This is a genomic window from Kitasatospora sp. NE20-6, from assembly GCF_045862635.1.
The window spans coordinates 90,520-112,566 of record NZ_BPRL01000036.1 but is presented as its reverse complement, the minus strand read 5'-3'; the positions used below and the strand labels follow the sequence as shown (position 1 = coordinate 112,566).

Below are 22,047 nucleotides of genomic sequence, written 5' to 3'. Positions count from 1 at the left end.
GCCGTACGGACGGGTGGTCAGCTCCAGCGGATCTGCGCCGACGACCGCCACAGCTCCAGCAGCGAGCGGTCGCCGGTGACGCCGATCCCGTCGACCGGGCGGCGGTTCCAGAGCAGCAGGTAGAGCTCCTGGGCCGGGCCCGTCACCGTGCAGTCGGCGGGCCCCGGGCCGGGCTCCACCCGCAGCGGGTCCGGCCCGATCGTGGCGAGCCAGCTCTCCGGCCGGTCGGTCGGGCTGACGAGCAGGGTGCGGGTGTCCGCGCTGCGCAGTTTCGTCCGCGGCCGCACCAGGAAGCCGTTCAGCAGCTCGTCCAGTCCGTCGGCGGCGAACGCCGGGTCGACGGGGGACGGCCCGGTGCCGGCCGCGGACTCGGCGTCCACCCGGTGCACCGCCGTCTCGTGGGCCTGCCGCCGCGCCCAGAACGCCAGGGGTGACGGTGCCGGCAGGAAGCTCCAGCACGCCAGGTCGGCCGGGGCGCCGTCCAGGGCGGCGAGCAGCGACCGGTGCCCCTCGCGGAACCACGCGACCAGGTCGGCGTCGGAGGGCTCCTGGCCCCAGACGGCGGCGGTGCCCTCCGCGTCGATCGGTGCGGTCAGCGCGTCGCGGACGAGGGCGGTGGCCCAGCGGTGCACCCGGCCGGTGTGCAGTACGAGGTCGCGCAGCCGCCACTCGGGACAGGTCGGCACGGGCGTGTCCGGGGGCGTCCGGTCGGCCGTCGCGGCGAGCAGGCCGCCCTCGCGGCGCAGCACGTCCACGAGCTCGGGAATCTCCATGCGGGGAGTCTGCCAGGGCCCGGTGTGATGTTGATCGCCCCCCGCCGTCAGGCGGGCGTGCGGCCGATACGGTGGGCGCATGCCGAGCCTCCGCACGCTCCTGACCGCCGCCCGCACCGGGGGCCGCCGTGCTGCCGGCCGGGCCGTGCACCGGGCCTGGAAGCTGGTTCAGGAGACCGGTGCGGTCACCAACCGGAGCCCCGGCCCGTACCGGTTCGGCGAGCTCGGCGACGGCACCAAGCTGGCGTTCCCGCTGGGCGCGGTCTTCAACGAGCAGTGGATCACCATCGGCCCCTTCTCGATCATCGGCGAGCGCGTCACCATCTCGGCGGGTTTCCTGCCCGGCCTCGACCTCGGCCCCGAGCCGATCGTGCGGATCGGCGGCGGCTGCGTGATCGGCCGCGGCAGCCACATCGTCGGGCACCAGTCGATCGTGCTCGGCGACGACGTGTGGACCGGCCCGAACGTCTACATCACCGACCAGGCCCACGAGTACCGCGACACCGACCTGCCGATCGGCAAGCAGTGGCCGCGCAACGAGCCCGTCGAGATCGGCGCGGGCTCCTGGATCGGCACCGGCGCGGTGATCCTCCCCGGCTCCCGGATCGGCCGCAACGTCGTCGTCGCGGCCGGCTCGGTCGTCCGCGGCGAGATCCCCGACCACGCGGTGGTGGCGGGCGCCCCGGCCAAGGTCGTGCGCAGCTGGACCCCGGACGACGGCTGGCAGCCGCCGCTGCGCCACGACGCGCCGCAGCCCGTGCCCGAGGGCGTCACCGCGGAGCAGCTCCGCGCCCTGGTCGGCTGGGACCTGCGGATACCGGGCCAGGCGGACGGCACGGAACTCACCGGCCAGGGCTGACGGCCCCCGACGGCCCCCGGACACGGCACGGCGGCCGCGCACCCCCGGTGGTCCGGGAGTGCGCGGCCGCGCTGTGTTGCGGGTGCTACGGGTGCTGCGGGTGCTGCGGGTGCTGCGCCGTGCGGTACGTGCCGCGGTGCGATGCGGTGTGTGCCGTTCGCACGCGCCTTACGGGCAGCGGGTACTGAGGGCCGGTCAGTCCACGTACGTCACGTCGGAGGCGGCGTAGATGCAGGACGTGCCGTCCGCGCCGCTGCCGGTCTCCTTGGGCTCGCCCGACGTCACACCGGTGTACTTGCGGCAGATGTCGAGGTCGCGTCCGCCGTCGTCGTAGACCGTGATCCTGGAGAACCGCGCCGTGTCGCCGTAGTTGGTGTTGATGCCGACCAGGGCCTCGCCCGGCGTGGTGGCCCAGATGTTCTGCAGCTGGATGTGCCGGGCGTACTGGGTGGAGCAGTTGCCGCAGGAACGGACGAGCTTGCCGAAGTCCTGCACCTGGAAGTTCTTGACGATCAGGGTGCCGGCGCCGTTGTGCTGGAAGACCTTGTCCTCGGCGAGCTTCGCGCCGCCGCCGTCGACGGTGCGGACGAGGGAGGCGGAGCTGCCGCGGAAGGTGGCGGCGTCCTCGCCCACGTCCTCCCACCAGACGTTCTTGAGCGTGCAGGCGCCGGCGCAGTGCACGCCGTCCGCGGCGGGCGAGCCGAGGATGACGTTCTGCAGGGTGGCGCCGTCCGCGAGTTCGAACATCGCGGGCAGGTCCTCGTCCTGGCTGCCGGTGCCGAGGTCGCCGCTGCCGTAGTACCGCTTGAGGCCGCCGTCGAACACCCCGGAGACCGGGATGCTGGCGGTGACCGGCTGGGTGCCGGTGGCGGTGGGCCAGGCCGGACGCGTGCCGGGCGGGGTGGTGGACGTCGGGGACGCCGTGGGGGAGGCGGTCGGCGACGCGGTCGGGGTGGGGGTGCTGCCCGCGGCGGTGAACGTCCACTGCTTGCTGGTCACCGAGTCGCAGGAGTTCTGCTGCACGAGGGCCCCGGCGGCGGTGGAGCTGTCCTTGACGTTGAGGCACTTGCCGCCGTTGGCGTTGACGACCTGGTAGGTGGTGCCGCTCACGAGGGTGAGCGTCCACTGCTGGGTCGCGGCGCCGCTGCAGGTCTGCTGCTCGACGGCCTTGCCCGCGCTGGTGGAGGCGTCCTTGACGCCGGCGCACTTGCTGCTGTGCGCGGCGGCCAGGGTGTACCCGCTGCCGGAGGCGGTGAGGCGCCAGGTCTGGGCCGCCGACCCGCTGCAGGCGTTCTGCGCGAGCTGGGTGCCGACGGCGGTCGACGACCCGGGGACGTCCAGGCAGAGTCCGCTGGCGGCGTTCCTCAGGTTGTACGAGCCTGCGGCGGGGGCGGCTGCTGCCGACCCTCCGGACAACAGGGCGGTGAGGCCTGCGGCGAGCAGGGCGACGGTGGCGGTCAGAGCGCCTGCCGTGCGCCGGCCGCGCCTCCTGACGTGCGTGTTCCTTATGAGCACAAGGTGTTCCTTTCACCGCCTGCGGAGGTGGCCGCAGGCGCCAATGGGGGGTTGGCGTGGTGGGAAGGGCATCCCTCGGGCGTCGATTCGACGTTCCGTATTCTGAACAGCGTTCTGCTGTGAGAACGGCCGTGACGATACGTCAACCCCGGTGGCGGGTCAAGGAGATGGGACGGAACCGGTGCGGGCCTGCCCCGGACCGGCCGCCGCCGGGCACCGTGCGGCCGTGGTGGCGACGGTCAGGGGCTGACCGCGAGCACCAGGTACGCCGCGAGGACGGACAGGTGGACGGCCCCCTGCAGCGGGGTCGCCCGGCGGGGGATCACCGTCAGCGTGCCGATCGCGACCGTCAGCGCCAACAGCACCATGTGCGTCGGGCCCAGGCCCAGGACGAGCGGGCCGCTGAGCCACAGGGAAGCCACCGCCACCGCGGGCACGGTCAGCCCGATGCTCGCCAGCGCGGAGCCGAGCGCCAGGTTGAGGCTCGTCTGCACCCGGTTGCCGGCGGCCGCCCGCAGCGCCGCGATCGTCTCCGGCAGCAGGACGAGCAGCGCGATCACCACACCCACCACCGAGGCCGGGAGGCCCGCGTCGGCTACCGCCGACTCGATGGTCGGCGAGACGACCTTCGCCAGGCCCACCACCGCGACCAGGGCGACCGCGAGCAGGCCGAGGCTCGTCAGGGCGGTCCGTGAGCTGGGCAGTTCGCCGTGGTCGTCCTCGTCCAGCAGCTCGCCCTCGGCGGTGACCTGCAGGAAGTAGTCGCGGTGGCGGAGCGTCTGGGTGGCGACGAAGAGGCCGTACAGCCCGAGCGAGGCCACGGCGGCGAAGGTGAGCTGGGCGGTGTTGAACTGCGGGCCCGGTGTGCTCGTGGTGAACGTCGGCAGCACCAGGCTGAGCGTGGCGAGCGTCGCGATGGTGGCGAAGGCGGCGCCGGTGCCCTCGGCGTTGAAGACGGCGATGCGGTGGCGCAGGGCCGTCAGCAGGATCGACAGGCCGAGGATGCCGTTGCACGTGATCATGACGGCCGCGAAGACGGTGTCGCGGGCGAGCGTCGCGTTCTTCACCGGCGCACCGGCCATGAGGGTCACGATCAACGCGACCTCGATGATCGTCACCGCCACGGCCAGCACCAGTGACCCGAACGGCTCGCCCACCCGGTGCGCGATCACCTCCGCGTGGTGCACCGCCGCGAGCACCGCGCCCGCCAGGAACGCCGCCACCACGGCGACCGCCGCGCCCGGCAGCGACCGCCCCCACGTCAGCGCCAGGGCCACCAGCGCCAGCAGCGGCACGGTGACGGTCCATCGGGTGACACCTGCACGGATGCGGTCGATCATCCGTCGAGCTTCGCATCCCGGCCCGCGCCGGGCGGGGCGCGCCGCCGTCCGGGGTGCCGGAGTCGCCTCGACGGCCCAGTCGTCCGAGCGGCGTCGGAGCGGTGGCCGACTGGTGGCGGTCGCTGCAGTCGGGCCTGTCGGCCGCCTGTTGTCAGCCGTCAGCCGTCAGCCGTCAGCCGCCTGCCGCCTGCCGCGTCAGTCGTCGGCGGGCTGCAGGGCGTCCGCCGCTCCCGCCCACCGGCCGAGCACCTCGTGCAGGGCGTCGACGGCCCGGTCGAAGGAGACGGAGACCGGCCGTGGATGGTCGAACCCGGACCGCGCCTCCAGGTCGGCGAAGCCGTGGAAGGTGCTGCGCAGCAGCCGTACGGCGTCGGTGGCGTCCGGCTCGGCGAGCCCGTAGGCGAGGAGCAGCGCGTACGTGGAGCGCAGGATGTGCTGCGCGCCCGCGGAGGAGGCGACGGCGGCCGGGACCGGCCGCAGCTGGGTGGCGGCGTACCGGCCGGGGTGGTCGCGGGCGAACCGCCGGTACGCGTGGGCGAACGCGCCGAGCGCGTCGCGTCCGGCCCGGCCGGCCACGGCGTCGGTGATGCGTTCCGCGAAGTCGTCGACGGCCAGCAGGGCGACCCGGATCCGGAGGTCCTCCAGGCTTCTGACGTGCGAGTACAGGCTGGCGTCCTTGACGCCGAAGCCGCGGGCGAGGGCGGAGACGGTGATCCGGTCGAAGCCGACCTCGTCCGCGAGGTCCGCCGCGGCGCGGACGACACGGTCGGTCGTCAGGCCTGCTCGTGCCATCGGGTCACCCTCTCCTCGCCTGTGCCGTAGGGCTTCAGCCTACAACCTAGGACCATTAAGAAGTTGCCTGAGAGCTGTAGGTGGCGTTAGCGTCGCTGGCATGAAGGCGCTGACCGAACAGACCATCCGCAGCTCGTTCCTGAACTGCTCCAAGGGCGAGGCCGGCCGGCTCGCCGTGCCGCGCGACCTCGCGGACCGGCCCTGGGGCGACCTCGACTTCCTCGGCTGGCGCGACCCCGCCGCACCCGACCGCGGCTACCTCGTCGCGGAGCGCGACGGGGCGCCGGTCGGCGTCGCGCTCCGTGCGAACACCGGCCGTCGCGGCCTGCACCGCAGCATGTGCTCGCTCTGCCTCACCGTGCACCCCGGTGACGGCGTGAACCTGATGGCGGCCCGCCGTCCGGGCGCGGCGGGCCGCCAGGGCAACACGGTGGGCCTGTACCTCTGCGCCGACCTCGCCTGCTCGCTCTACGTGCGCGGCCTGCGGGTGGCCGGGCCGGGCGGGCGCATGGGCGAGTCGCTCACCGTGGCGGAGCAGGCGGAGCGCACCCGGGCCAACCTCTTCGCGTTCCTCGACCGGCTCTCCGCGTGACGGCGCCGCTCCCGTGTCCGTCGCCGGGAGCCGGGAGCCGGGAGTGGGGAGTGGGGAGTGGGGAGCGGGGCGAACGGAGCGGGGGCGGACGGAACGGGCCGGTGCCGGTGGTCGGGGACCACCGGCACCGGCCCGTTCCCGTTCGGTGCCGTCAGGGTCGTGCGGTCGGTCAGACCGTCCGGGACGGGCGCCGGCCGACCACCAGGGCCAGCACGCCGGCCGTTCCGGCGGCCGCGGCCACGCTGGTCAGCGCCAGCGGCAGGCCGACGGCGTCCGCGAGGAAGCCGATCACCGGCGGGCCGATCAGCATGCCCGCGTAGCCGAGGGCGGAGGCGGTGGCGACACCCTGCGGGCCGCCGGTCTCGCCGGCCCGGCCGATGGCCAGCGGGAAGATGTTCGCCAGGCCGATGCCGACCAGGACGAACCCGCCGAGTGCCGCGGGGACGGACGGCACCAGGGCCGCGATCAGCATGCCGGTGGCGGCGGTGAGGCCGCCGAGCAGCATCAGCCGGGTCGCGCCGAGCCGGATGGAGAGCCAGGTGCCGCTGACGCGTCCGGCGGTCATCGCGAAGGCGAAGGCGGCGTACCCGGCGGCGGCCATGCCGGCGCTCGCGTGCACGTCGTCCGTCAGGTGCAGGGTCGCCCAGTCGGCGAGCGCGCCCTCGCCGTAGGCGGTGAAGAGGGCGGTCAGGCCGAGCAGCACCACCAGCAGGCGGGCGTGCCGCGGGGTGCCCGACGCCTTGGCGGCCGTCCTGGACGTCCTGGCGGCCGGGGCGGTCCGCACGGCCGGACGGGCGGCGGGACGGCTGCGCAGCAGGACGGCGCCGGCCGCGGCCGTGACCAGCAGGCCGACGGCCCCGCCGAGGGCGAGCGCCCAGGCCGCGCTCAGCGTGCCGGCCAGCAGACCGCCGACCGCCGCGCCGAGCAGGCCGCCGAGGCTGTAGCCGGCGTGGAAGCTCGGCATGACCGGGCGGCGGAGCTCGGAGACCAGCTCGACCGCGGCGCTGTTCATGCTGACGTTCGCCGCGCCGTACCCGGCGCCGAAGATCAGCAGGACACCGCCGAGCGCGGCCACCGAGTGGGTGTGCGCCGGGAGCGGCACGGCCAGGGCGACCAGGGCGACCGAGCCGACGGTGACCGGGCCGCTGCCGTACCGCACGACGAGCCGGCCGGCCAGGGCCATGGTGGCGACGGCGCCGGCGGAGATGCAGAGCAGGGCCAGCCCGAGCGCGCTGTGGGAGGCGTGCACCTGCAGGCGGATGTCGGGGATGCGGACCACCCACGCGGCGAACAGGAAGCCGTCGACCGCGAAGAACGCGGTCAGCGCGAGCCGGGCGGCGGACCAGGTGCGGGGCGTGCTGCCGGGGGCCGTACGGATGGTGCGGGGGGCGGAGGCGGGGCTGTCGGCGGCGGAGGACCGGGCGTCTGTTTTGTTCAGTAGCGGCACAAAGTAAGAATAGGGGAGTGCCCACCTCATCCACAAGTGCCCAGCCCCCGACGGGTCCGCAGCGCCCGGCGGATCCGCGCACCCCGCCGGACCCGCAGCCCCCGGCCGGATCCCGCACCCCGGGCGGGCCCCGCCCCGCCGGCGCCGAGCACCGCCGCGCGGCGCCCGACCGCGGCCGCACCCTGCTCGGACCCGCCCTCGCACTCGTCCACACCGGCCGTGCCCCCACCCGCTCCGCCCTCACCACCGCACTCGACGTCACCCGCGCCACCGCCGGGGCCGTCACCGGCGAGCTGGAGGCGCTCGGCCTGATCACCGTCGACTCCCGCCCCGCCGGCGGCGGCCGCGGCCGGCCCTCGCACCGGCTCGCCATCGACCCGGCCGGGCCCGTCGTCGTCGCCGCCCAGATCCACGCCGACAGCCTCAGCGTCACCCTCGCCGGCCTCGGCGGCAGCCTCGACAAGCCCCGCTACCTGCCGCTGCCCGCCGCCACCGACCCCGTCCGGATGCTGCGCGCCGTGGCCGAGGCGGGCGCCGACCTCGCCCGCAGCACCCACCGCCGCTGCCTCGGCATCGCGCTCGCCCTCCCCAACCCGGTCACCGAGCCGGACGGCACCGCCCTGGCCGCCCTGCACTTCTCCTGGCCCAGCGGCACCCCCGTCGCCGACCTCTTCGACGAGGAGGTGCGGCGCGCCGACTTCGGCCCCCGCGCCCGCACCCCGCTGCCCAGCGCCGTCGCGAACGACGCCAACCTCGCTGCCCTCGCCGAGCACCGCCACGGCGCCGGACGCGACGCCCGCCACCTGCTCCTCGTCACCTCCGGCCACCGCGGCGTCGGCGGCGCGCTCGTCATCGACGGCCGGCTGCACACCGGCAGCGCCGGACTCGCCCTGGAGGTCGGCCACCTCACCGTCGACCCGCTCGGCCGCCCCTGCGGCTGCGGCAACCGCGGCTGCCTCAACGCGGAGACCGACCCCGAAGCCCTCTTCGTCGCCGCCGGGCTCACCCCCGACCCGCTCACCCCGCTCTTCGAACAGGCCCGAAGCCTCGCCCGCTCCGCCGCCGCCGACCCGCCCGACCCCGTCGCCGAAGCGGCCGTCGCCCACGTCGTCGACCGCCTCGGCCTCGGCCTGGCCGGACTGGTCAACATCCTCAACCCCGACCGCATCGTGCTCAGCGGCCTCCACCTCGACCTGCTCGCCGTCGCCCCCGAACGCCTCGCCGCCGTCGTCGCCGACCGCTGCCTCTGGGGCCGCAGCGGACGCGTGCCGATCGTGCCCGCCCAGGTCGACCACGCAGGCCTCGCCGGCGCGGCCGAACTCGCCTGGGAGCCCTACCTGCAGGACCCGCAGGCGGTGCCCACCGGCCGCGCCTGAGCCGGTCCCCCCGGAACCCGCTGCACCGGGCGCCCGTCCGCCGCTACCGTGGAGACGTCCCGCCCGGGCGCGGCGGACGGAGAGGGGCCCGACCGTGGCGTACGAACTCGACCACGTGGTGCTCTGGGTGGCCGACCCGGTGCGGTCCGCCGCCTTCTACCGCGACACCGTCGGCCTCGAACCCGTCCGCCTCGCCGCGTACGAGGCCGGGGAGGCGCCGTTCGTCAGCCTGCGCATCGGCCCGGGCACGCTCGTCGACCTCGTGCCGCTGCGCCTCGCCGACGGCCTGAACGCCGCCCCCGGGGCGGAGGGCAGCGCGGGCAACAAGCACAACCACGTCTGCCTGGCCACCACCGCCGCCGGGTTCGAGGCCCTGCACGCCCGCCTCACCGCCGGCGGCCACCACGTCACCCCCTTCGCCACCGACTCCTTCGGCGCCCGCGGGACCGCCCCCCGCACCTTCTACTTCGCCGACCCGGACGGCAACGTGCTCGAAGCCCGCCACTACGCGGAGACCGGCGGTCGCTGAGACCTGCGGATCCGGGGCCCTGCGGATCCGGGGCCCTGCGTTCTTCCGGGAGGACTCCACCTGGACGCTCGCCGGAGACCTGCCGCTCTCCCGCACCTGGACCGGCCCGGACGAGATCCTCGGCGAGTTCGTGCCCGCGATGGTCGCCCGTCTGCTGCCCGGGACCATGGAGTTCTCCGTCGACGGCGTGCTCGCCGACGGCGACCGGGTGCTCGCCGAGTGGAACACCCGGGCCACCACCCGCACGGGACACCGCTACGACCAGCACTGCCTCGCCGTCATCACCGTCCGCGACGGCCGCCTCGCCGACGTCCGTGAGTACCTCGACAGCCTGCACGCGCGGACCACGGTGTTCGCCCGAGCCGCCGGCGGCCGCGCCCGCGGGCAGGGGCCCCGGCCGCCGGGATATCGGCTGGCCGTCCGGTGCGGCGGGCTGCTTGGATCCCCCCATGGACGACACACCCGTACCCCTGCCGGACGGTTACGAGATCTCCGCCGACCCCGCCCGCCTCGACGCGGAACGCATCCACGGCTGGCTGTCGGGCGACGCGTACTGGGCCCGCGGGCGCTCACGTGAGAAGCAGGACGCCGCGATCGCGGGCTCCCTCAACCTCGGCGTCTACGAGACCGGCACCGGCGCGCAGGTCGGCTACGCCCGCATCGTCACCGACCGGGCCACCTTCGCCTGGCTCTGCGACGTCTACATCGCCCCCGCCGCCCGCGGACGCGGCCTCGGCACGGCCCTCGCGGCCGCCGTCCGCGACCACCTCGCGGGGCACGGGCTGCGTCGGGTGATGCTCGCCACCGCCGACGCCCACGAGGTCTACGCGAAGGCCGGGTTCGAGCCGCTGGCGGCGCCCGACAAGTGGATGGTGCTCGGCGAGCAGTAGCCCGCCGGCTCACCGGGCCCGCTGCCGCCGCACCTCCGCGGCCACCGCCAGGAAGTGCCGCAGCAGCGGGCCGTCGTCACCGGCCCGCCACGCCACCGCGACGGAGGTGCGGGCGGTCGCCGGTGCGGTGCGGCGGTAGGCGACACCGGGCAGCCGCAGCCTGCGGACGCTCTCGGGCGCGAGGGACACCCCGAAGCCGGCGGCGACCAGCGCGGCGACGGTCTGCCACTCCACGGCGCGCTGCACGACCCGTGGCTCGAAGCCCGCCTCCCGGCACACCCCGACGATGCGGTCGTGCACGGTCGGCCCGTCGACCCGCGGCAGCAGCACGAACGGCTCGGCGGCCAGGGCGGCGACCGGCACCACCCGGCGCGCGGCCAGCGGATGCCCGGCGGGCAGCACGGCGACGAACCCCTCGGTGAGGAGCGGCCGGACGGCGAGCCCCGGGTCGTCCGGCGGTTCGCGGAGCAGCCCCACGTCGAGCGCCGCCTCCTGCAGCGCCGCTACCTGCGGGGCCGTGGTCATCTCACGGATCTCCAGCTCCACCCCGGGGTGGCGGTCCCGGAACGCCCGCAGCAGCTCCGGCAGCACGGTCGGCGCGAGCGAGGCCGCGAAACCGATCCGCAGCAGGCCCGCCCCGCCCGAGGCGACCCGCCGGGCGGCCCGCAGCCCGCCCGCCACGTCGTCCAGCGCCCGCCGGGCGGCGGGCAGCAGTTCCTCCCCGGCCGGGGTGAGCGACACCCGGCCGGGCCCGCGCAGGAACAGCGGATGGCCGACCTTTGCCTCCAGCCGGCGGATCTGCTGGCTCAGCGGCGGCTGGGCGGTGCCGAGGCGTTCCGCGGCCCGGCCGAAGTGCAGCTCCTCGGCGAGCACGGTGAAGGCGTGCAGCTGGTGCAGGGCGAGTTCGGGTCCGTCCATACGCCCAGCGATATCACAGGAGTCCCCGGGAAGTATTGGACGTATCGCCGCAGGCTGCCTAGCGTCTCGGGCATGAGAGAGCGGCGCGCGATCCTGAGCGGATCCACCTTCGAGGAACAGATCGGCTACGCCCGGGCGGTGGTCGACGGCGACCGGGTGCACGTCTCCGGCACCACGGGCTTCGACTACGCGGCGATGACCATCTCCGGCGACGTCGTCGAACAGGCCGAGCAGTGCCTGCGCACCATCACCGCGGTGCTCGCCGAGGCGGGCTGCACCCTCGCGGACGTCGTACGGGTGCGCTACCTGCTGCCCGAACGCGACGACTTCGAGCCCTGCTGGCCGGTGCTGCGCCGGGCGTTCGGTGCGGTGCGGCCGGCCGCCACCATGATGGTCTGCGGTCTCGCCGACCCGCGGATGAGGATCGAGATCGAGGTGGACGCGAGGCGGCCCGCCACCGGGGAGCGGTGACGGGCCGTCGGGTGAGCCGGGTGCCGGAGGAGGCTGCGGCTCACACCGAGTAGCCGAGGCGGCCCACGGTGCGGCGGCCCAGCAGGCGCAGCAGCGGGGCCCGGCGATACGTGGGCGGTTCGTCGGCTCCCCGGGCGAGACTGGCGAGCCGGTCGGCCTCGTGGCCGCGCACCTCGGCGGGCGCACCGATACCGCGGTCCTGGTCGGCGCCCGACAGCTCGACGAGGGCTGCAACGAGTACGGAGTAGTCGCTCATTTGGAGTTCCTTTCGGCTGATTACCTCTGACCTCAAGGATGACGTGCCGTCATGACATCAGGTTTGCAGGCGGGTCTCACTTGCATGGCCGATCGGCGACCGGAGGTTACGGAACGGTGTCGGTACCGCCCCGGTGTTACGGCGGGCGGTCGCGGCCGCCGGGCCGGCCCGGCGGCCGCGTGGGTGGGAATCCGTGGCCCCCGCCGCACGTTCGGCCGGGTATGACCGTACTGCCGGGCACGTCGCTGCCGTCTTCCGCCGAGATCCTCCGCTACGCCGCCTTCACCACCGACCCGGCCGGAGGCAACCCTGCCGGGGTCGTGCCGGACGCCGCCGGGGTCGACGACGGTACGGCCCTCGCCGTCGCCGCCGCGCTCGGCTACTCCGAGACGGCCTTCCTCACCCGCACCGGCGAGCGGACCTACGCGGTGCGGTACTTCAGCCCGGTCGCGGAGGTGCCGTTCTGCGGGCACGCCACCATCGCCTCGGCCGTGGCGCTCGCCGAGCGGGCCGGGCCGGGCGAGCTGCTGTTCGAGACCAAGGCCGGTCCGGTGCCCGTCACGGTGGTGGCCGACGCGCAGGGCGTCCTCACGGCGACCCTCACCAGCGTGGAGCCGTCCGTGGAGGCGGTCGCGGACGCCGACCTCGCCGAGGCGCTCGCCGCCCTCGACTGGAGCCGCGACGACCTGGACGAGACCCTGCCGCCGCAGATCGCCTACGCGGGCGCCCGGCACCTGGTGCTCGCCGCGGCCACCCGCCGCCGACTGGCCGAGCTGGCCTACGACTTCGACCGGCTGGCCCGCCTCATGACGCGGCTCGACCTGACCACGCTGCAGCTGGTGCACCGCGTGTCGGACCGGGTCTTCCACGCCCGCGACCCGTTCCCGGTGGGCGGTGTCGTCGAGGACCCGGCGACCGGGGCCGCCGCTGCCGCGTTCGGTGCCTACCTGCGCGAGCTGGAGGGCCTCGGCCAGGCGGTGCTCACGCTCCACCAGGGCGAGGACCTCGGCCGGCCGGGCGTCCTCACGGTCGAGCTCCGCGAGGGCGACGGACGGGTGCGGGTCAGCGGCAACGCGGTCCGGATCCCCGACCCGCTGGGCTGACCGCCCCCGCGCCGACCACCGGCGGGGCGGAGCGGGCGGCGGAGGCGGGAGCAGGCGTACTCCACCGGGAGCAGCCGCGCCGACGCCGCCCGGAGGACGCCGCGGCAGGACGGCGGCGGCTAGCCTTCCCCGCATGACCGACGACGACCCCGCCGACGCCCTGCCCTGGCGCCCGCCGTGGGTGCGCGCGGCGAAGGCCGGGTGGCCGGTGGCGTCGTCCGTGCTCGTCGCCGTGCTCCAGGTGGCCGGGACCGCCGCGGCGGCCCGCCACCAGGCCGGGCGGGTGCCGCTCGACGCGCTCGCGTACGTGCTGCTGCTGCTCGGCCCGGCGCTGCTGGTGTTCCGGCTCCGCCGCCCGGTCGCCGTGGTCGCCGGCACCACCGTGGTCACGGTCGCCTACCTGCTGGCCGGATACGCCTACGGGCCGGTGTTCGTGAGCCTCGTGGTGGCGGTCTGCTCCGCCGTGCAGCAGGGGCACCGGCGGGCCGCGTGGGCCGCGGCCGGTGCCTTCTACACGGCGCACCTGCTGACCTCGTTCGTGCTGCCCGACGGGTGGGTGCGGGGCACGGCCGGCGGGCTGAACGGCTTCCAGGAGCTGGGCGTCGCCGCGTGGCTGCTCCTCGTGCTGGCGGTCGCCGAGATCCTGCGCTTCCGCCGCGAGCGGATGGAGGCCGTCCGGGCCGCGGCCGAGGAGGCCCGGCGCAGGCGTGCCGACGAGGAGCGCCTGCGGATGGCCCGCGAACTGCACGACATCCTGGCGCACAGCATCTCGCTGATCCACCTCCAGGCCGGGGTGGCCCTGGAGCTGCTCGACGCCCGGCCCGAGCAGGCCCGGGAGGCGCTGACCACCATCAAGGCGGCCAGCAAGGAGGCGCTGGGCGAGGTCCGGCAGGTGCTCGGCACCCTGCGGGGCCCGGACGCCGCCGCCCCGCGCAGCCCCGCCCCCGGGCTGGCCCGGCTCGACGAACTGGTGGCACAGGCCCGGCAGGCCGGGCTGGCCGTGACCGTCCGGGTGGAGGGGCGGGCGCGTCGGCTGCCCGCCGGGCTCGACCTCACGGCGTTCCGGGTCGTCCAGGAGGCGTTCACCAACATCGTCCGGCACTCGGTGGCACGGCAGGCCGACGTCCTGCTCCGCTGGACGCCCGACGGGCTGACCGTGCAGATCGACGACCCCGGGCCGGCCGGCCGCGACGAACCCGGCGGATCCGGCAGCGGGCTGACCGGCATGCGGGAGCGGCTGGCGGCGGTCGGCGGCACGCTGGAGGCAGGACCGCAGGACGGCGGTTTCCGGGTGCGGGCCTGGCTGCCCGCGGAGCGGTGAGGAGCCGTACGTGATCCGGGTGGTGCTGGCGGACGACCAGGCGCTCGTACGGGCGGGCTTCCGGGCGCTGCTCGACGCCCAGCCCGACATCGAGGTCGTCGGGGAGGCGGGCGACGGCGGGGAGGCCGTCGCGCTCGCCGGGGAACTCCGCCCCGACGTCGTCCTGATGGACATCCGGATGCCCCGGCTCGACGGCCTGCAGGCGACCGCCCGGATCGGCGCCGACCCCGGCCTCGACGGTGTGCGCGTGGTGGTGCTGACCACCTTCGAGCTCGACGAGTACGTCTTCGAGGCCCTGCGGGCGGGCGCGGCGGGCTTCCTGGTGAAGGACACCGAGCCCGCCGAACTGGTGCGGGCCGTCCGGGTCGTCGCGGCCGGAGACGCCCTGCTCTCCCCGGGCGTGACCCGCCGCCTCATCGGGGAGTTCGCCGCCCGCTCGAAGGCCCCGCAGCCCGGTGCCCCCGGCCCGCTCGACGCCCTCACCGACCGCGAACGCGAGGTGCTGGCCCTCGTCGGCCTCGGCCTGACCAACGAGGACATCGCCCGCCGGCTGGTCGTCAGCCCGCTCACCGCCAAGACCCATGTCAGCCGGGCGATGGTGAAGCTCGGCGCCCGCGACCGCGCCCAGCTCGTCGTCACCGCCTACGAGTCCGGCCTCGTCCGGCCGGGCTGGCTGGGGTAGCCCACGGCGCCGGGAGACGTCGGGAGGGAGGCGGAAAGCGGGAGTCGGCGGGCGGGAGCCAGGAGGTCAGGAGGTCAGACGTCCCATGCCCGCGGCCGGTCCTGGGCCTCCCACTCGGGGCGCAGCAGGCCGAGGACGGCGACGTCGTGGCGCCGTCCGCGGTGCATGCAGGCCGACCGCCGGACACCCTCGTGCGTGAAGCCCGCCGAGGCGAGCGTGCCGAGGGCGGCGGCGTTGGTGGTGTGGGTGTTCGCCTCCAGCCGGTGGAGGGGGAGTTCGCCGAAGGCGAGGTCGGTCAGGGTGCGCAGGGCGTCCACGGCCAGCCCGCGGCGGCGGTGACCGGGGGCGAGCATCAGCTCCAGCTCGGCGGAGCCGTCGGCGAAGTCCTGCTGGAAGACCGCGCAGTGGCCCACCGGGGTGCCGTCGGGCAGCAGGATCAGGAAGTCGTCACGGTCGCTGTTGTCGACGTCGCGTTCGATGCGCGCGCGCAGCGCGGAGAGCGGGCGCGGCCAGATGCCGATCTCGTGCGCGGCCGTCGGGTCGGAGCGCCACCCGTGCAGGAGTTCGGCGTCGTCGACGTCCAGCGGCGCGAGGGCGACGAGCCGGCCGCGCAGGGTGGTCGGACGGTCCGTCACGGTGTCGTCGGCGTCTGCGTTTGCGTCGGCGTCGGACTCCGCGGTTGCGGCGGTGGTCATGGGTGGCTCCCGTTCGTCGGTCGATCCGTGCGGATGCTACGAGCGTGCGGCCGCCGCGGCCAGCGGATTTCGTCCGGCACCGGACGTACTGCACCGGACGTGCCCCACCGGACGTACTGCGCCGGGAGTAGCCGCGGAGCCGCTGCCCGGAGGACGCGCCGCACGGGGACGCCGCGGGAGGCTCGGAGCATTCCGAGACATCCCCGCACCCGAGGAGTTGGACGACATGGACGTCCTGTTGGCACACGCCGACGGCCGGTGGGCCGGCCCCGGCCCGTGGATCCTGCTGGTCCCGCTGTTCTGGGCGGCCGTCGTGCTGCTGGTCGTGCTCGTGCTGCGCCGTACGGCCCGGCGCCGCGGCGGCTGCGGACGCGGCACCGGCCCGCTCGCCACGCTCGGCGACCGGTACGCCCGCGGCGAGATCGACGCCGACGAGTACCGCGCGAAGCGGGCCGTCCTCACCGAGAGGCCCGACCGCGCCGACACCTCCGGCGGTGTGGTGTGAGCACCGTCGTCGACCTGCACGCGGCGGCGCGCGTCGCGGACGCCGTGAAGGTGTACGGCACCGGGGAGACGCGGGTGCGGGCCCTGGACCACGTGACGGTGGAGTTCCCGGCCGGGCGCCTCACCGCGGTCATGGGCCCGTCGGGTTCGGGCAAGTCCACGCTGATGCACTGCGCCGCCGGCCTGGACACCCTCACCGCCGGCCGCGCGTACATCGGCAGCACCGAGCTCGGCACGCTCGACGACCGCCGCCTCACCGAGCTGCGCCGCGCCCGGATCGGCTTCGTCTTCCAGGCGTTCAACCTGGTGCCCACCCTCACCGTGCGGGAGAACATCACCCTGCCGCTCGACCTGGCCGGCACCGCACCCGACCGCGCGTGGGTGGACGCGCTGATCGACGTGGTCGGCCTCGGCGACCGGCTGCGCCACCGGCCCTCCGAACTCTCCGGCGGCCAGCAGCAGCGCGTCGCCGTCGCCCGCGCACTCGCCGGGCGCCCGCAGGTGGTGTTCGCCGACGAGCCGACCGGCAACCTCGACTCCCGGTCCGGCGCCGGGGTGCTCGGCCTGCTGCGGCAGGCCGTCGACACCATGGGCCGGGCCGTGGTGATGGTTACGCACGACCCCACCGCCGCCGGGTACGCCGACGAGGCGCTGTTCCTCGCCGACGGTCGGCTCGTCGACCGCATGCGCGCGCCGACCGCCGACCGGGTGCTCGACCGGATGAAGGCCTTCGACGGCGCCGCCGACCGCCCGGACACCGACGGCGGTGCGTCGTGAACACCGCCCTGCGGATCGGCCTGCGCTCCGCCCGCGCCCACCGCCGCCGTCTGGCCGGAACCGTGCTGGCCGTGCTGCTCGGTGTCGCGTTCCTGACCGGCACGATGGTGCTCGGCGACACCCTGCGGGCCAACTTCGACACCCTCTTCGCCGACGCGAACGCCGGCACCGGCGCCGTGGTGCGCAGCGCCGACGTGCTGCCCGCCGAGAACGTCCCCGGCGGCGTCCGGGCGCCGGTCGACGCGGCCCTCGCCGACCGGCTGCGCACCGTGCCCGGGGTGAGCGCGGCGGAGCCGTCGGTGCAGGGCGCCGGACAGCTCGTCGGCCGCGACGGGCAGCCGGTCGGCGGCAAGGGTCCGCCGACCCTGGCCGGCAACTGGCTGACCGACGCCACCCTCAACCCGTACCGGCTGGCGGAGGGCCGGGCGCCCGCCGCGCCCGGCGAGGCGGTCGTCAACCGGGGCGCGGCGAAGGCGGGCGGCCTGCACCTCGGCGACACGACGGTGCTGCGCACGCCCGACCCGGTGCGGATCACGGTCGTCGGCATCGCGACGTTCGGCGCGGACGCCGACGGCATGGGCCCGTCCACCTTCACCGCCCTCACCCTCGCCGACGCGGAGCGCCACCTCACGCCGAAGGGCGCGGGGCAGGCGTCCGCGATCAGGCTGCGCTCGGACACCCTGACGCAGGAGCAGCTGGTGGACCGGGTGGCGCCGCTGCTGCCGGACGGCGTCGAGGCGCTGACCGGGCAGGCGGCGACCGCCGAGTCGACCGCGGACGTCTCGGGGCGGTTCCTCACGATGTTCACCACGCTGCTGCTGGTGTTCGCCGGGATCGCGCTGCTGGTCGCGACGTTCACGATCCACAACACCTTCGCCATCGTCGTCGCCCAGCGCACCCGGGAGAACGCCCTGCTGCGGGCGCTCGGTGCGAGCCGTCGGCAGGTGCTCGGCGGCACCCTCGCCGAGGCGGCCGTGGTGGCGGTGCTCGCCTCCGCGGCCGGGCTGCTCGGCGGGATCGGCGTGGCGGCGGGCCTGAAGGCACTGTTCGCCGGGCTCGGCTTCGCGCTCCCGGCGGGCGGCACGGTGGTGGCCGCGGCGTCGGTGCTGCTGCCGCTCGCGGTGGGAGTCGTGGTCACGCTCGGGTCGGCGCTGGTGCCGGCCGTCCGGGCGGGCCGGACGGCGCCGCTCGCCGCCCTGCGCGAGAGCGCGGTGGACGGTGCGGCGGCCGGCCGGGCGGCGGCCGTCCGCGTCGTGCCGGGCGGTGTGCTGCTCGCGGGCGGGGTCGCGGCGGCGGCCGTCGGCGCCACCGGCGGGCCGTCGGTCGTGCTGACGGCGGCCGGGGCGGTGGCGGCGTTCGCGGGCACGGTGGTGCTCGGCCCGGTCGCGGCGGTGCCGGCCGTCCGGGTGCTCGGGGCGCCGGTCGCGCGGCTGCGCGGGGTCGCCGGGGTGCTGGCCCGGCGGAACGCGGCCCGCAACCCGTCACGGACGGCGGCGACCGCGACGGCCCTGATGACGGGCGTGGCCGTGGTGACGCTCTTCACCGTCTTCGGCGCCTCGATCCGCGCGACGCTGGACGACACCGTCGACCGCTCGTTCGCGGGCGATCTCGCGGTGACGGCCCCGTCGTTCGGCGCGGGCGGCAGCGGGGTCAGCCCGCGGCTCGCCGCCGCGCTCCGGCAGCTGCCGGAGGTCGGGCAGGCCGTCGGGCTGGGCCGCGGCGTCGCCCGGATCGACGGGCACGGCCGCGAACTGGACGTCACCGACCCGGGCCGGCTGGCCGGCGTGGTCGACCTCGGCCGGGTCGACGGCGACCTGACTGCGCTCGGCACGGACGGCCTGGCGGTCTCCCGCAGCGAGGCGGCGGCCCGCGGCTGGCGGGTGGGGGCGGTCGTGCCGGTGGCGTTCACCGACGGCACGGCCCGTTTCACGGTGCGCGCGCTGTTCGAGGGCGGCGGCGTCGCCGGCGACTACCTGATGACGCGTGAGGCGTGGGCGCCGCACCGTGCGCAGGACAGCGACGGGATGGTCGCGGTCGCCCTGCGGCCCGGGGTGGGCCTCGCGGAGGGCCGGGCTGCGGTCGAACGGGTCGCCGCGGAGTTCGGCGGCCCGCAGGTGCAGGACCGCGACGCGTACGCGGCGAGCGCCGCCGGGGGCGTCGACATCATGCTGTCGGTGGTGTACGCGCTGCTGGCGCTGGCGGTGCTGATCGCGCTGCTCGGCATCGCCAACACGCTGACGCTGGCCGTGCACGAGCGCACCCGGGAGCTCGGCCTGCTGCGGGCGGTCGGGCAGACGCGGGGGTCGCTGCGGGCGATGGTCCGCTGGGAGTCGGTGCTGGTGGCGGCGTTCGGCACGGTCGGCGGCCTGGGTCTGGGGGTGTTCCTCGGCTGGGCGCTGGTGCGGGCCTCGGACGCGGCGGGCACCGGCTCGTTCGCCCTGCCGCCGGGCCGGCTCGCGGTGGTGCTGCTGGCCGGGCTCGTCGCCGGGGCTGTCGCGGGGCTGCGTCCGGCGGGGCGCGCGGCGCGGCTGGACGTGCTGCGGGCGATCGCGGCGGACTGACCTCCGGCCGTCGCGGCGGGGTGGCGGGGGTGCCGGCGTGGTGTCGGCGGGCGGGGGTGCCGGCGGGGTGCTGGTGGGCGGGGGTGCCGGCGTCGCGTCGGCCTCCCCGCCGATAAGGGTTCGCTGGAGATACCGTAACAGTCACTTATCGTAGGTGACTGTTACACTCGGTGGAGGTGGTGCCGCCGGGACAGGGGTGCCCCGTCCGACCCAGGGTGCCGGAGCGGCGCCCGCCCGAGGGAGGCTCGTGATGGCCCTGCACACCGTGGACGTGGACCGTTCCGACGCCGCCTACCGGGCCTGGCTCAAGGAGGCCGTCCGCAGGGTCCAGGCGGACGCCAACCGTTCCGCCGACACCCACCTGCTGCGCTTCCCCCTCCCCGGGGAGTGGGGCATCGACCTCTACCTCAAGGACGAGTCGACCCACCCCACCGGCAGCCTCAAGCACCGCCTCGCCCGCTCGCTCTTCCTCTACGGCCTGTGCAACGGCTGGATCAGACCCGGCAAGCCGGTCATCGAGGCGTCCAGCGGCTCCACCGCCGTCTCGGAGGCGTACTTCGCCAAGCTGATCGGCGTCCCCTTCATCGCGGTGATGGCCCGCACGACCAGCCCCGCCAAGATCGAGCTGATCGAGTTCCACGGCGGCCGGTGTCACCTCGTCGACGACCCCTGCGAGGTCTACGAGGTCTCCGCGCGGCTCGCCGAGGAGACCGGCGGCCACTACATGGACCAGTTCACCTACGCCGAGCGCGCCACCGACTGGCGCGGCAACAACAACATCGCCGAGTCGGTCTTCGCCCAGCTCCGCCTGGAGCCCCACCCCGAACCGGCCTGGATCGTCGCCACCGCCGGCACCGGCGGCACCTCGGCCACCATCGCCCGCTACGTGCACTACATGCAGTACGACACCCGGATCTGCGTCGCCGACCCGGAGAACTCCTGCTTCTTCGACGGCTGGGTCGACCGCGACCCGGACGCCGTCTGCACCACCGGCTCGCGCATCGAGGGCATCGGCCGGCCCCGCATGGAGCCCAGCTTCGTGCCCGGCGCCGTCGACCGGATGATGCGGGTGCCCGACGCCGCCTCGATCGCCGCCGTCCGCGTGCTGGAGCGCGTCCTCGGGCGGAAGGCCGGCGGCTCCACCGGCACCGGCCTGTGGAGCGCCCTGCGGATCGTCGCCGAGATGCGCGCCGCGGGCCGGCGGGGCAGCGTCGTCACCCTGATATGCGACCCCGGCGACCGCTACCTCGACAAGTACTACGCCGACACCTGGCTCGCCGCGCAGGGCCTCGACATCGCGCCGTACGTCGCCGAGCTCGACGCCTTCCTCGGCGGCACCGCGATCGGCCTCGGCTGACGGCACCTCACCGGCTGACGGCGCTTCACCGACTCCCGGCTCCCGGCCGCCGGGTGGTGGGTGGTGGGAGCACCGCACCGGATGGTAGGCATACGGCCATGGACGATCTTCTGACCGAACGCCTGGCCCTCCACCCGCTGACCGCGCCGGAGGCCGCCCGGATCGCCGCGGGCGAGCGCACCCCCGACACCCGCTGGGCCGCCGACTACCCCGCCGAGGGCGAGCGGACCGGCGCCCGGATGTTCCTCCGCGCCTGCGAGGCGGTCGGCGACCCCCAGCCCTTCGGCGGGTACGAGATACGGCTGCGCGCCGACGGCCTGGCCGTCGGCGGCATCGGCTTCCACGGGGGACCGGACGGCCACGGCACCGTCGAGGTCGGCTACGGCCTCGCCGAGTCCGCCCGCGGCCACGGGTACGCCACCGAGGCGCTGCGGGCCTTCGTCGGCCTGGCCGTCGCCCACGGCGCCGCGCTGGTGACCGCCAACACCACGCACGACAACGTGCCCTCGCAGCGCGTCATGACCGCTGCCGGCATGGTCCTCGTGCGCGAGGACGACGAACTGAAGTACTACGAGGCGCCGTCGGCCCGCTGACCGCCGCAGGTCACCACCGGCCGCTGGTGGCCGGTGGTGGCCGCTGTTGGCCGGCGGGACGGCCGTCCGCCGCGTGGTGATCGCGGTGTGTTCGTGATGCCGACTGCCCGTCAACCGTCCGACCCGGCAGCCCTCCACGTGTGTCCTTCCGTGGCCGGCCCGCCGGTGAGGTGCAGTGCAGTGCAGTGTGGTGCAGCGCAGTGCGGTGCAGTACCGGGGAGGGCGTGCGCGCGGGGCCGGGCGCGCCGCGGGCGGGCCGTGAGCCCCTGACCGGCTCCTGGCCCGCCCGTGGTGCCGTGCACCGCGCAGCGGTCGTCCCACCGTTCCGCCGCACCCGCGGCAGTCGTCCGGCGGCCGTTCGGCCGGCCGTCCTCGTGCCCCGGTCCCTCCTGTGCCGTCCAGGGCGCGCGTCGGTCTCCGCGTCCTGGTGCGGCCGTGCCCCGGTGCGGGGGCGGCCCGATCGTAGGACAGTCCGAGAGTTTCGGCCAGTACTTGGGTGAACTTCGCCGGGACGGGTCGGTGCAGGGCTGGCCGGAATGGGCGGGGCCGTGGACCGGAGCATGCATCAACTCCGCACGGAATCTGCCCGCAGGGGGATTGACCCCTTCGAAAATCTCCCCGTAGGTTGCCGTGAAACTTCCGGAACTTACTCCGAAATGTTTCGAAAAGCTCTCACCCCCACCCGAAGGGACACCT

The 22,047-nt window shown here is 75.5% G+C and carries 23 protein-coding genes; 15 read left to right on the top strand and 8 right to left on the bottom strand.

What is annotated here, in order from left to right:
* Positions 1-17: 17 nt before the first annotated feature.
* Positions 18-773 carry a maleylpyruvate isomerase family mycothiol-dependent enzyme gene (locus SNE206_RS23570; RefSeq protein ID WP_407915476.1) on the bottom strand — a complete coding sequence of 252 codons (756 nt, stop codon included), beginning with the start codon at positions 771-773 and terminating at the stop codon, positions 18-20.
* Positions 774-852: 79 nt separating this feature from the next.
* Here SNE206_RS23570 and SNE206_RS23565 point away from each other — a divergent pair, with 79 nt between their 5' ends.
* Positions 853-1,632 carry an acyltransferase gene (locus SNE206_RS23565; protein WP_407915475.1) on the top strand — a complete coding sequence of 260 codons (780 nt, stop codon included), beginning with the start codon at positions 853-855 and terminating at the stop codon, positions 1,630-1,632.
* 195 nt (positions 1,633-1,827) lie between these two features.
* Here SNE206_RS23565 and SNE206_RS23560 read toward each other — a convergent pair whose 3' ends face one another.
* The 3 genes from SNE206_RS23560 to SNE206_RS23550 form a co-directional block, all read right to left on the bottom strand.
* Positions 1,828-3,147, bottom strand: coding sequence for a pectate lyase (locus SNE206_RS23560; RefSeq protein WP_407915474.1), 1,320 nt, complete (start codon positions 3,145-3,147; stop codon positions 1,828-1,830).
* 239 nt (positions 3,148-3,386) lie between these two features.
* On the bottom strand, positions 3,387-4,487 hold the full coding sequence (locus tag SNE206_RS23555) for a calcium:proton antiporter (protein WP_407915473.1): 1,101 nt from the start codon (positions 4,485-4,487) through the stop codon (positions 3,387-3,389).
* Positions 4,488-4,682: 195 nt separating this feature from the next.
* The gene (locus SNE206_RS23550; RefSeq protein WP_407915472.1) at positions 4,683-5,279 is read right to left on the bottom strand and encodes a TetR/AcrR family transcriptional regulator; all 597 of its coding nucleotides are present in this window, start codon (positions 5,277-5,279) and stop codon (positions 4,683-4,685) included.
* A gap of 100 nt (positions 5,280-5,379) precedes the next feature.
* Here SNE206_RS23550 and SNE206_RS23545 point away from each other — a divergent pair, with 100 nt between their 5' ends.
* Positions 5,380-5,871: an FBP domain-containing protein gene (locus SNE206_RS23545; RefSeq protein WP_407915471.1), complete on the top strand. Its 492-nt coding sequence runs from the start codon at positions 5,380-5,382 to the stop codon at positions 5,869-5,871.
* Between the two features lie 169 nt (positions 5,872-6,040).
* Here SNE206_RS23545 and SNE206_RS23540 read toward each other — a convergent pair whose 3' ends face one another.
* Positions 6,041-7,318, bottom strand: a complete 1,278-nt coding sequence (locus tag SNE206_RS23540; RefSeq protein ID WP_407915470.1) for an MFS transporter — start codon at positions 7,316-7,318, stop codon at positions 6,041-6,043.
* Between the two features lie 17 nt (positions 7,319-7,335).
* Here SNE206_RS23540 and SNE206_RS23535 point away from each other — a divergent pair, with 17 nt between their 5' ends.
* The 4 genes from SNE206_RS23535 (at position 7,336) to SNE206_RS23520 (ending at position 10,113) form a co-directional block, all read left to right on the top strand.
* Complete coding sequence (locus SNE206_RS23535) at positions 7,336-8,694, top strand: ROK family protein (RefSeq protein ID WP_407915469.1); 1,359 nt, start codon at positions 7,336-7,338, stop codon at positions 8,692-8,694.
* 94 nt (positions 8,695-8,788) lie between these two features.
* A complete protein-coding gene (locus tag SNE206_RS23530; protein ID WP_407915468.1) occupies positions 8,789-9,223 on the top strand; it encodes a VOC family protein in 435 nt (144 codons plus the stop codon).
* A gap of 19 nt (positions 9,224-9,242) precedes the next feature.
* Complete coding sequence (locus SNE206_RS23525) at positions 9,243-9,800, top strand: nuclear transport factor 2 family protein (protein ID WP_407915497.1); 558 nt, start codon at positions 9,243-9,245, stop codon at positions 9,798-9,800.
* The gene (locus tag SNE206_RS23520) at positions 9,694-10,113 is read left to right on the top strand and encodes a GNAT family N-acetyltransferase (RefSeq protein WP_407915496.1); all 420 of its coding nucleotides are present in this window, start codon (positions 9,694-9,696) and stop codon (positions 10,111-10,113) included. The genes SNE206_RS23525 and SNE206_RS23520 overlap by 107 nt, the downstream gene beginning before the upstream one ends.
* A gap of 9 nt (positions 10,114-10,122) precedes the next feature.
* Here the strand turns inward: SNE206_RS23520 and SNE206_RS23515 are convergent, their stop codons facing one another.
* Positions 10,123-11,031 (bottom strand): LysR family transcriptional regulator, encoded by a 909-nt coding sequence (locus tag SNE206_RS23515; protein ID WP_407915467.1) that lies wholly within the window; start codon positions 11,029-11,031, stop codon positions 10,123-10,125.
* 72 nt (positions 11,032-11,103) lie between these two features.
* On the opposite strand from SNE206_RS23515, the gene SNE206_RS23510 reads away from it, so the two are divergent.
* The gene (locus SNE206_RS23510; RefSeq protein WP_407915466.1) at positions 11,104-11,502 is read left to right on the top strand and encodes a RidA family protein; all 399 of its coding nucleotides are present in this window, start codon (positions 11,104-11,106) and stop codon (positions 11,500-11,502) included.
* A gap of 40 nt (positions 11,503-11,542) precedes the next feature.
* On the opposite strand, the gene SNE206_RS23505 is transcribed toward SNE206_RS23510, so the two are convergent.
* Entirely contained in the window at positions 11,543-11,758 is a 216-nt protein-coding gene (locus tag SNE206_RS23505; RefSeq protein WP_407915465.1) for a hypothetical protein, read from the bottom strand.
* 221 nt (positions 11,759-11,979) lie between these two features.
* Between SNE206_RS23505 and SNE206_RS23500 the strand changes: the two genes are divergently transcribed.
* The 3 genes from SNE206_RS23500 to SNE206_RS23490 all read left to right on the top strand — a co-directional run bounded on the left by SNE206_RS23500 (position 11,980) and on the right by SNE206_RS23490 (position 14,864).
* Positions 11,980-12,861, top strand: a complete 882-nt coding sequence (locus SNE206_RS23500) for a PhzF family phenazine biosynthesis protein (RefSeq protein ID WP_407915464.1) — start codon at positions 11,980-11,982, stop codon at positions 12,859-12,861.
* Positions 12,862-12,994: 133 nt separating this feature from the next.
* The gene (locus SNE206_RS23495; protein WP_407915463.1) at positions 12,995-14,182 is read left to right on the top strand and encodes a sensor histidine kinase; all 1,188 of its coding nucleotides are present in this window, start codon (positions 12,995-12,997) and stop codon (positions 14,180-14,182) included.
* A gap of 10 nt (positions 14,183-14,192) precedes the next feature.
* Positions 14,193-14,864 carry a response regulator gene (locus tag SNE206_RS23490; protein ID WP_407915462.1) on the top strand — a complete coding sequence of 224 codons (672 nt, stop codon included), beginning with the start codon at positions 14,193-14,195 and terminating at the stop codon, positions 14,862-14,864.
* 74 nt (positions 14,865-14,938) lie between these two features.
* Here the strand turns inward: SNE206_RS23490 and SNE206_RS23485 are convergent, their stop codons facing one another.
* Positions 14,939-15,559: a GNAT family N-acetyltransferase gene (locus tag SNE206_RS23485; RefSeq protein WP_407915461.1), complete on the bottom strand. Its 621-nt coding sequence runs from the start codon at positions 15,557-15,559 to the stop codon at positions 14,939-14,941.
* A 226-nt stretch (positions 15,560-15,785) separates the two neighbouring features.
* On the opposite strand from SNE206_RS23485, the gene SNE206_RS23480 reads away from it, so the two are divergent.
* From SNE206_RS23480 to SNE206_RS23460, 5 genes are all read left to right on the top strand, one after another.
* Positions 15,786-16,064: an SHOCT domain-containing protein gene (locus SNE206_RS23480; protein ID WP_407915460.1), complete on the top strand. Its 279-nt coding sequence runs from the start codon at positions 15,786-15,788 to the stop codon at positions 16,062-16,064.
* Positions 16,061-16,840 (top strand): ABC transporter ATP-binding protein, encoded by a 780-nt coding sequence (locus SNE206_RS23475; protein WP_407915459.1) that lies wholly within the window; start codon positions 16,061-16,063, stop codon positions 16,838-16,840. Before SNE206_RS23480 ends, SNE206_RS23475 begins: the two co-directional genes overlap by 4 nt.
* On the top strand, positions 16,837-19,401 hold the full coding sequence (locus tag SNE206_RS23470; RefSeq protein WP_407915458.1) for an ABC transporter permease: 2,565 nt from the start codon (positions 16,837-16,839) through the stop codon (positions 19,399-19,401). Before SNE206_RS23475 ends, SNE206_RS23470 begins: the two co-directional genes overlap by 4 nt.
* Positions 19,402-19,651: 250 nt before the next feature.
* On the top strand, positions 19,652-20,758 hold the full coding sequence (locus tag SNE206_RS23465; RefSeq protein ID WP_407915457.1) for a PLP-dependent cysteine synthase family protein: 1,107 nt from the start codon (positions 19,652-19,654) through the stop codon (positions 20,756-20,758).
* Between the two features lie 98 nt (positions 20,759-20,856).
* The gene (locus SNE206_RS23460; protein WP_407915456.1) at positions 20,857-21,351 is read left to right on the top strand and encodes a GNAT family N-acetyltransferase; all 495 of its coding nucleotides are present in this window, start codon (positions 20,857-20,859) and stop codon (positions 21,349-21,351) included.
* Positions 21,352-22,047 lie beyond the last annotated feature (696 nt).

Excerpts from the sequence above, each read along its gene's own strand:
- SNE206_RS23570 (WP_407915476.1), bottom strand. The coding sequence starts at position 773 with ATGGAGATTCCCGAGCTCGTGGACGTGCTGCGCCGCGAGGGCGGCCTG.
- SNE206_RS23565 (WP_407915475.1), top strand. The coding sequence starts at position 853 with ATGCCGAGCCTCCGCACGCTCCTGACCGCCGCCCGCACCGGGGGCCGC.
- SNE206_RS23555 (WP_407915473.1), bottom strand. The coding sequence starts at position 4,487 with ATGATCGACCGCATCCGTGCAGGTGTCACCCGATGGACCGTCACCGTG.
- SNE206_RS23550 (WP_407915472.1), bottom strand. The coding sequence starts at position 5,279 with ATGGCACGAGCAGGCCTGACGACCGACCGTGTCGTCCGCGCCGCGGCG.
- SNE206_RS23545 (WP_407915471.1), top strand. The coding sequence starts at position 5,380 with ATGAAGGCGCTGACCGAACAGACCATCCGCAGCTCGTTCCTGAACTGC.
- SNE206_RS23515 (WP_407915467.1), bottom strand. The coding sequence starts at position 11,031 with ATGGACGGACCCGAACTCGCCCTGCACCAGCTGCACGCCTTCACCGTG.
- SNE206_RS23510 (WP_407915466.1), top strand. The coding sequence starts at position 11,104 with ATGAGAGAGCGGCGCGCGATCCTGAGCGGATCCACCTTCGAGGAACAG.
- SNE206_RS23505 (WP_407915465.1), bottom strand. The coding sequence starts at position 11,758 with ATGAGCGACTACTCCGTACTCGTTGCAGCCCTCGTCGAGCTGTCGGGC.
- SNE206_RS23500 (WP_407915464.1), top strand. The coding sequence starts at position 11,980 with ATGACCGTACTGCCGGGCACGTCGCTGCCGTCTTCCGCCGAGATCCTC.
- SNE206_RS23495 (WP_407915463.1), top strand. The coding sequence starts at position 12,995 with ATGACCGACGACGACCCCGCCGACGCCCTGCCCTGGCGCCCGCCGTGG.
- SNE206_RS23485 (WP_407915461.1), bottom strand. The coding sequence starts at position 15,559 with ATGACCACCGCCGCAACCGCGGAGTCCGACGCCGACGCAAACGCAGAC.
- SNE206_RS23480 (WP_407915460.1), top strand. The coding sequence starts at position 15,786 with ATGGACGTCCTGTTGGCACACGCCGACGGCCGGTGGGCCGGCCCCGGC.
- SNE206_RS23465 (WP_407915457.1), top strand. The coding sequence starts at position 19,652 with ATGGCCCTGCACACCGTGGACGTGGACCGTTCCGACGCCGCCTACCGG.
- SNE206_RS23460 (WP_407915456.1), top strand. The coding sequence starts at position 20,857 with ATGGACGATCTTCTGACCGAACGCCTGGCCCTCCACCCGCTGACCGCG.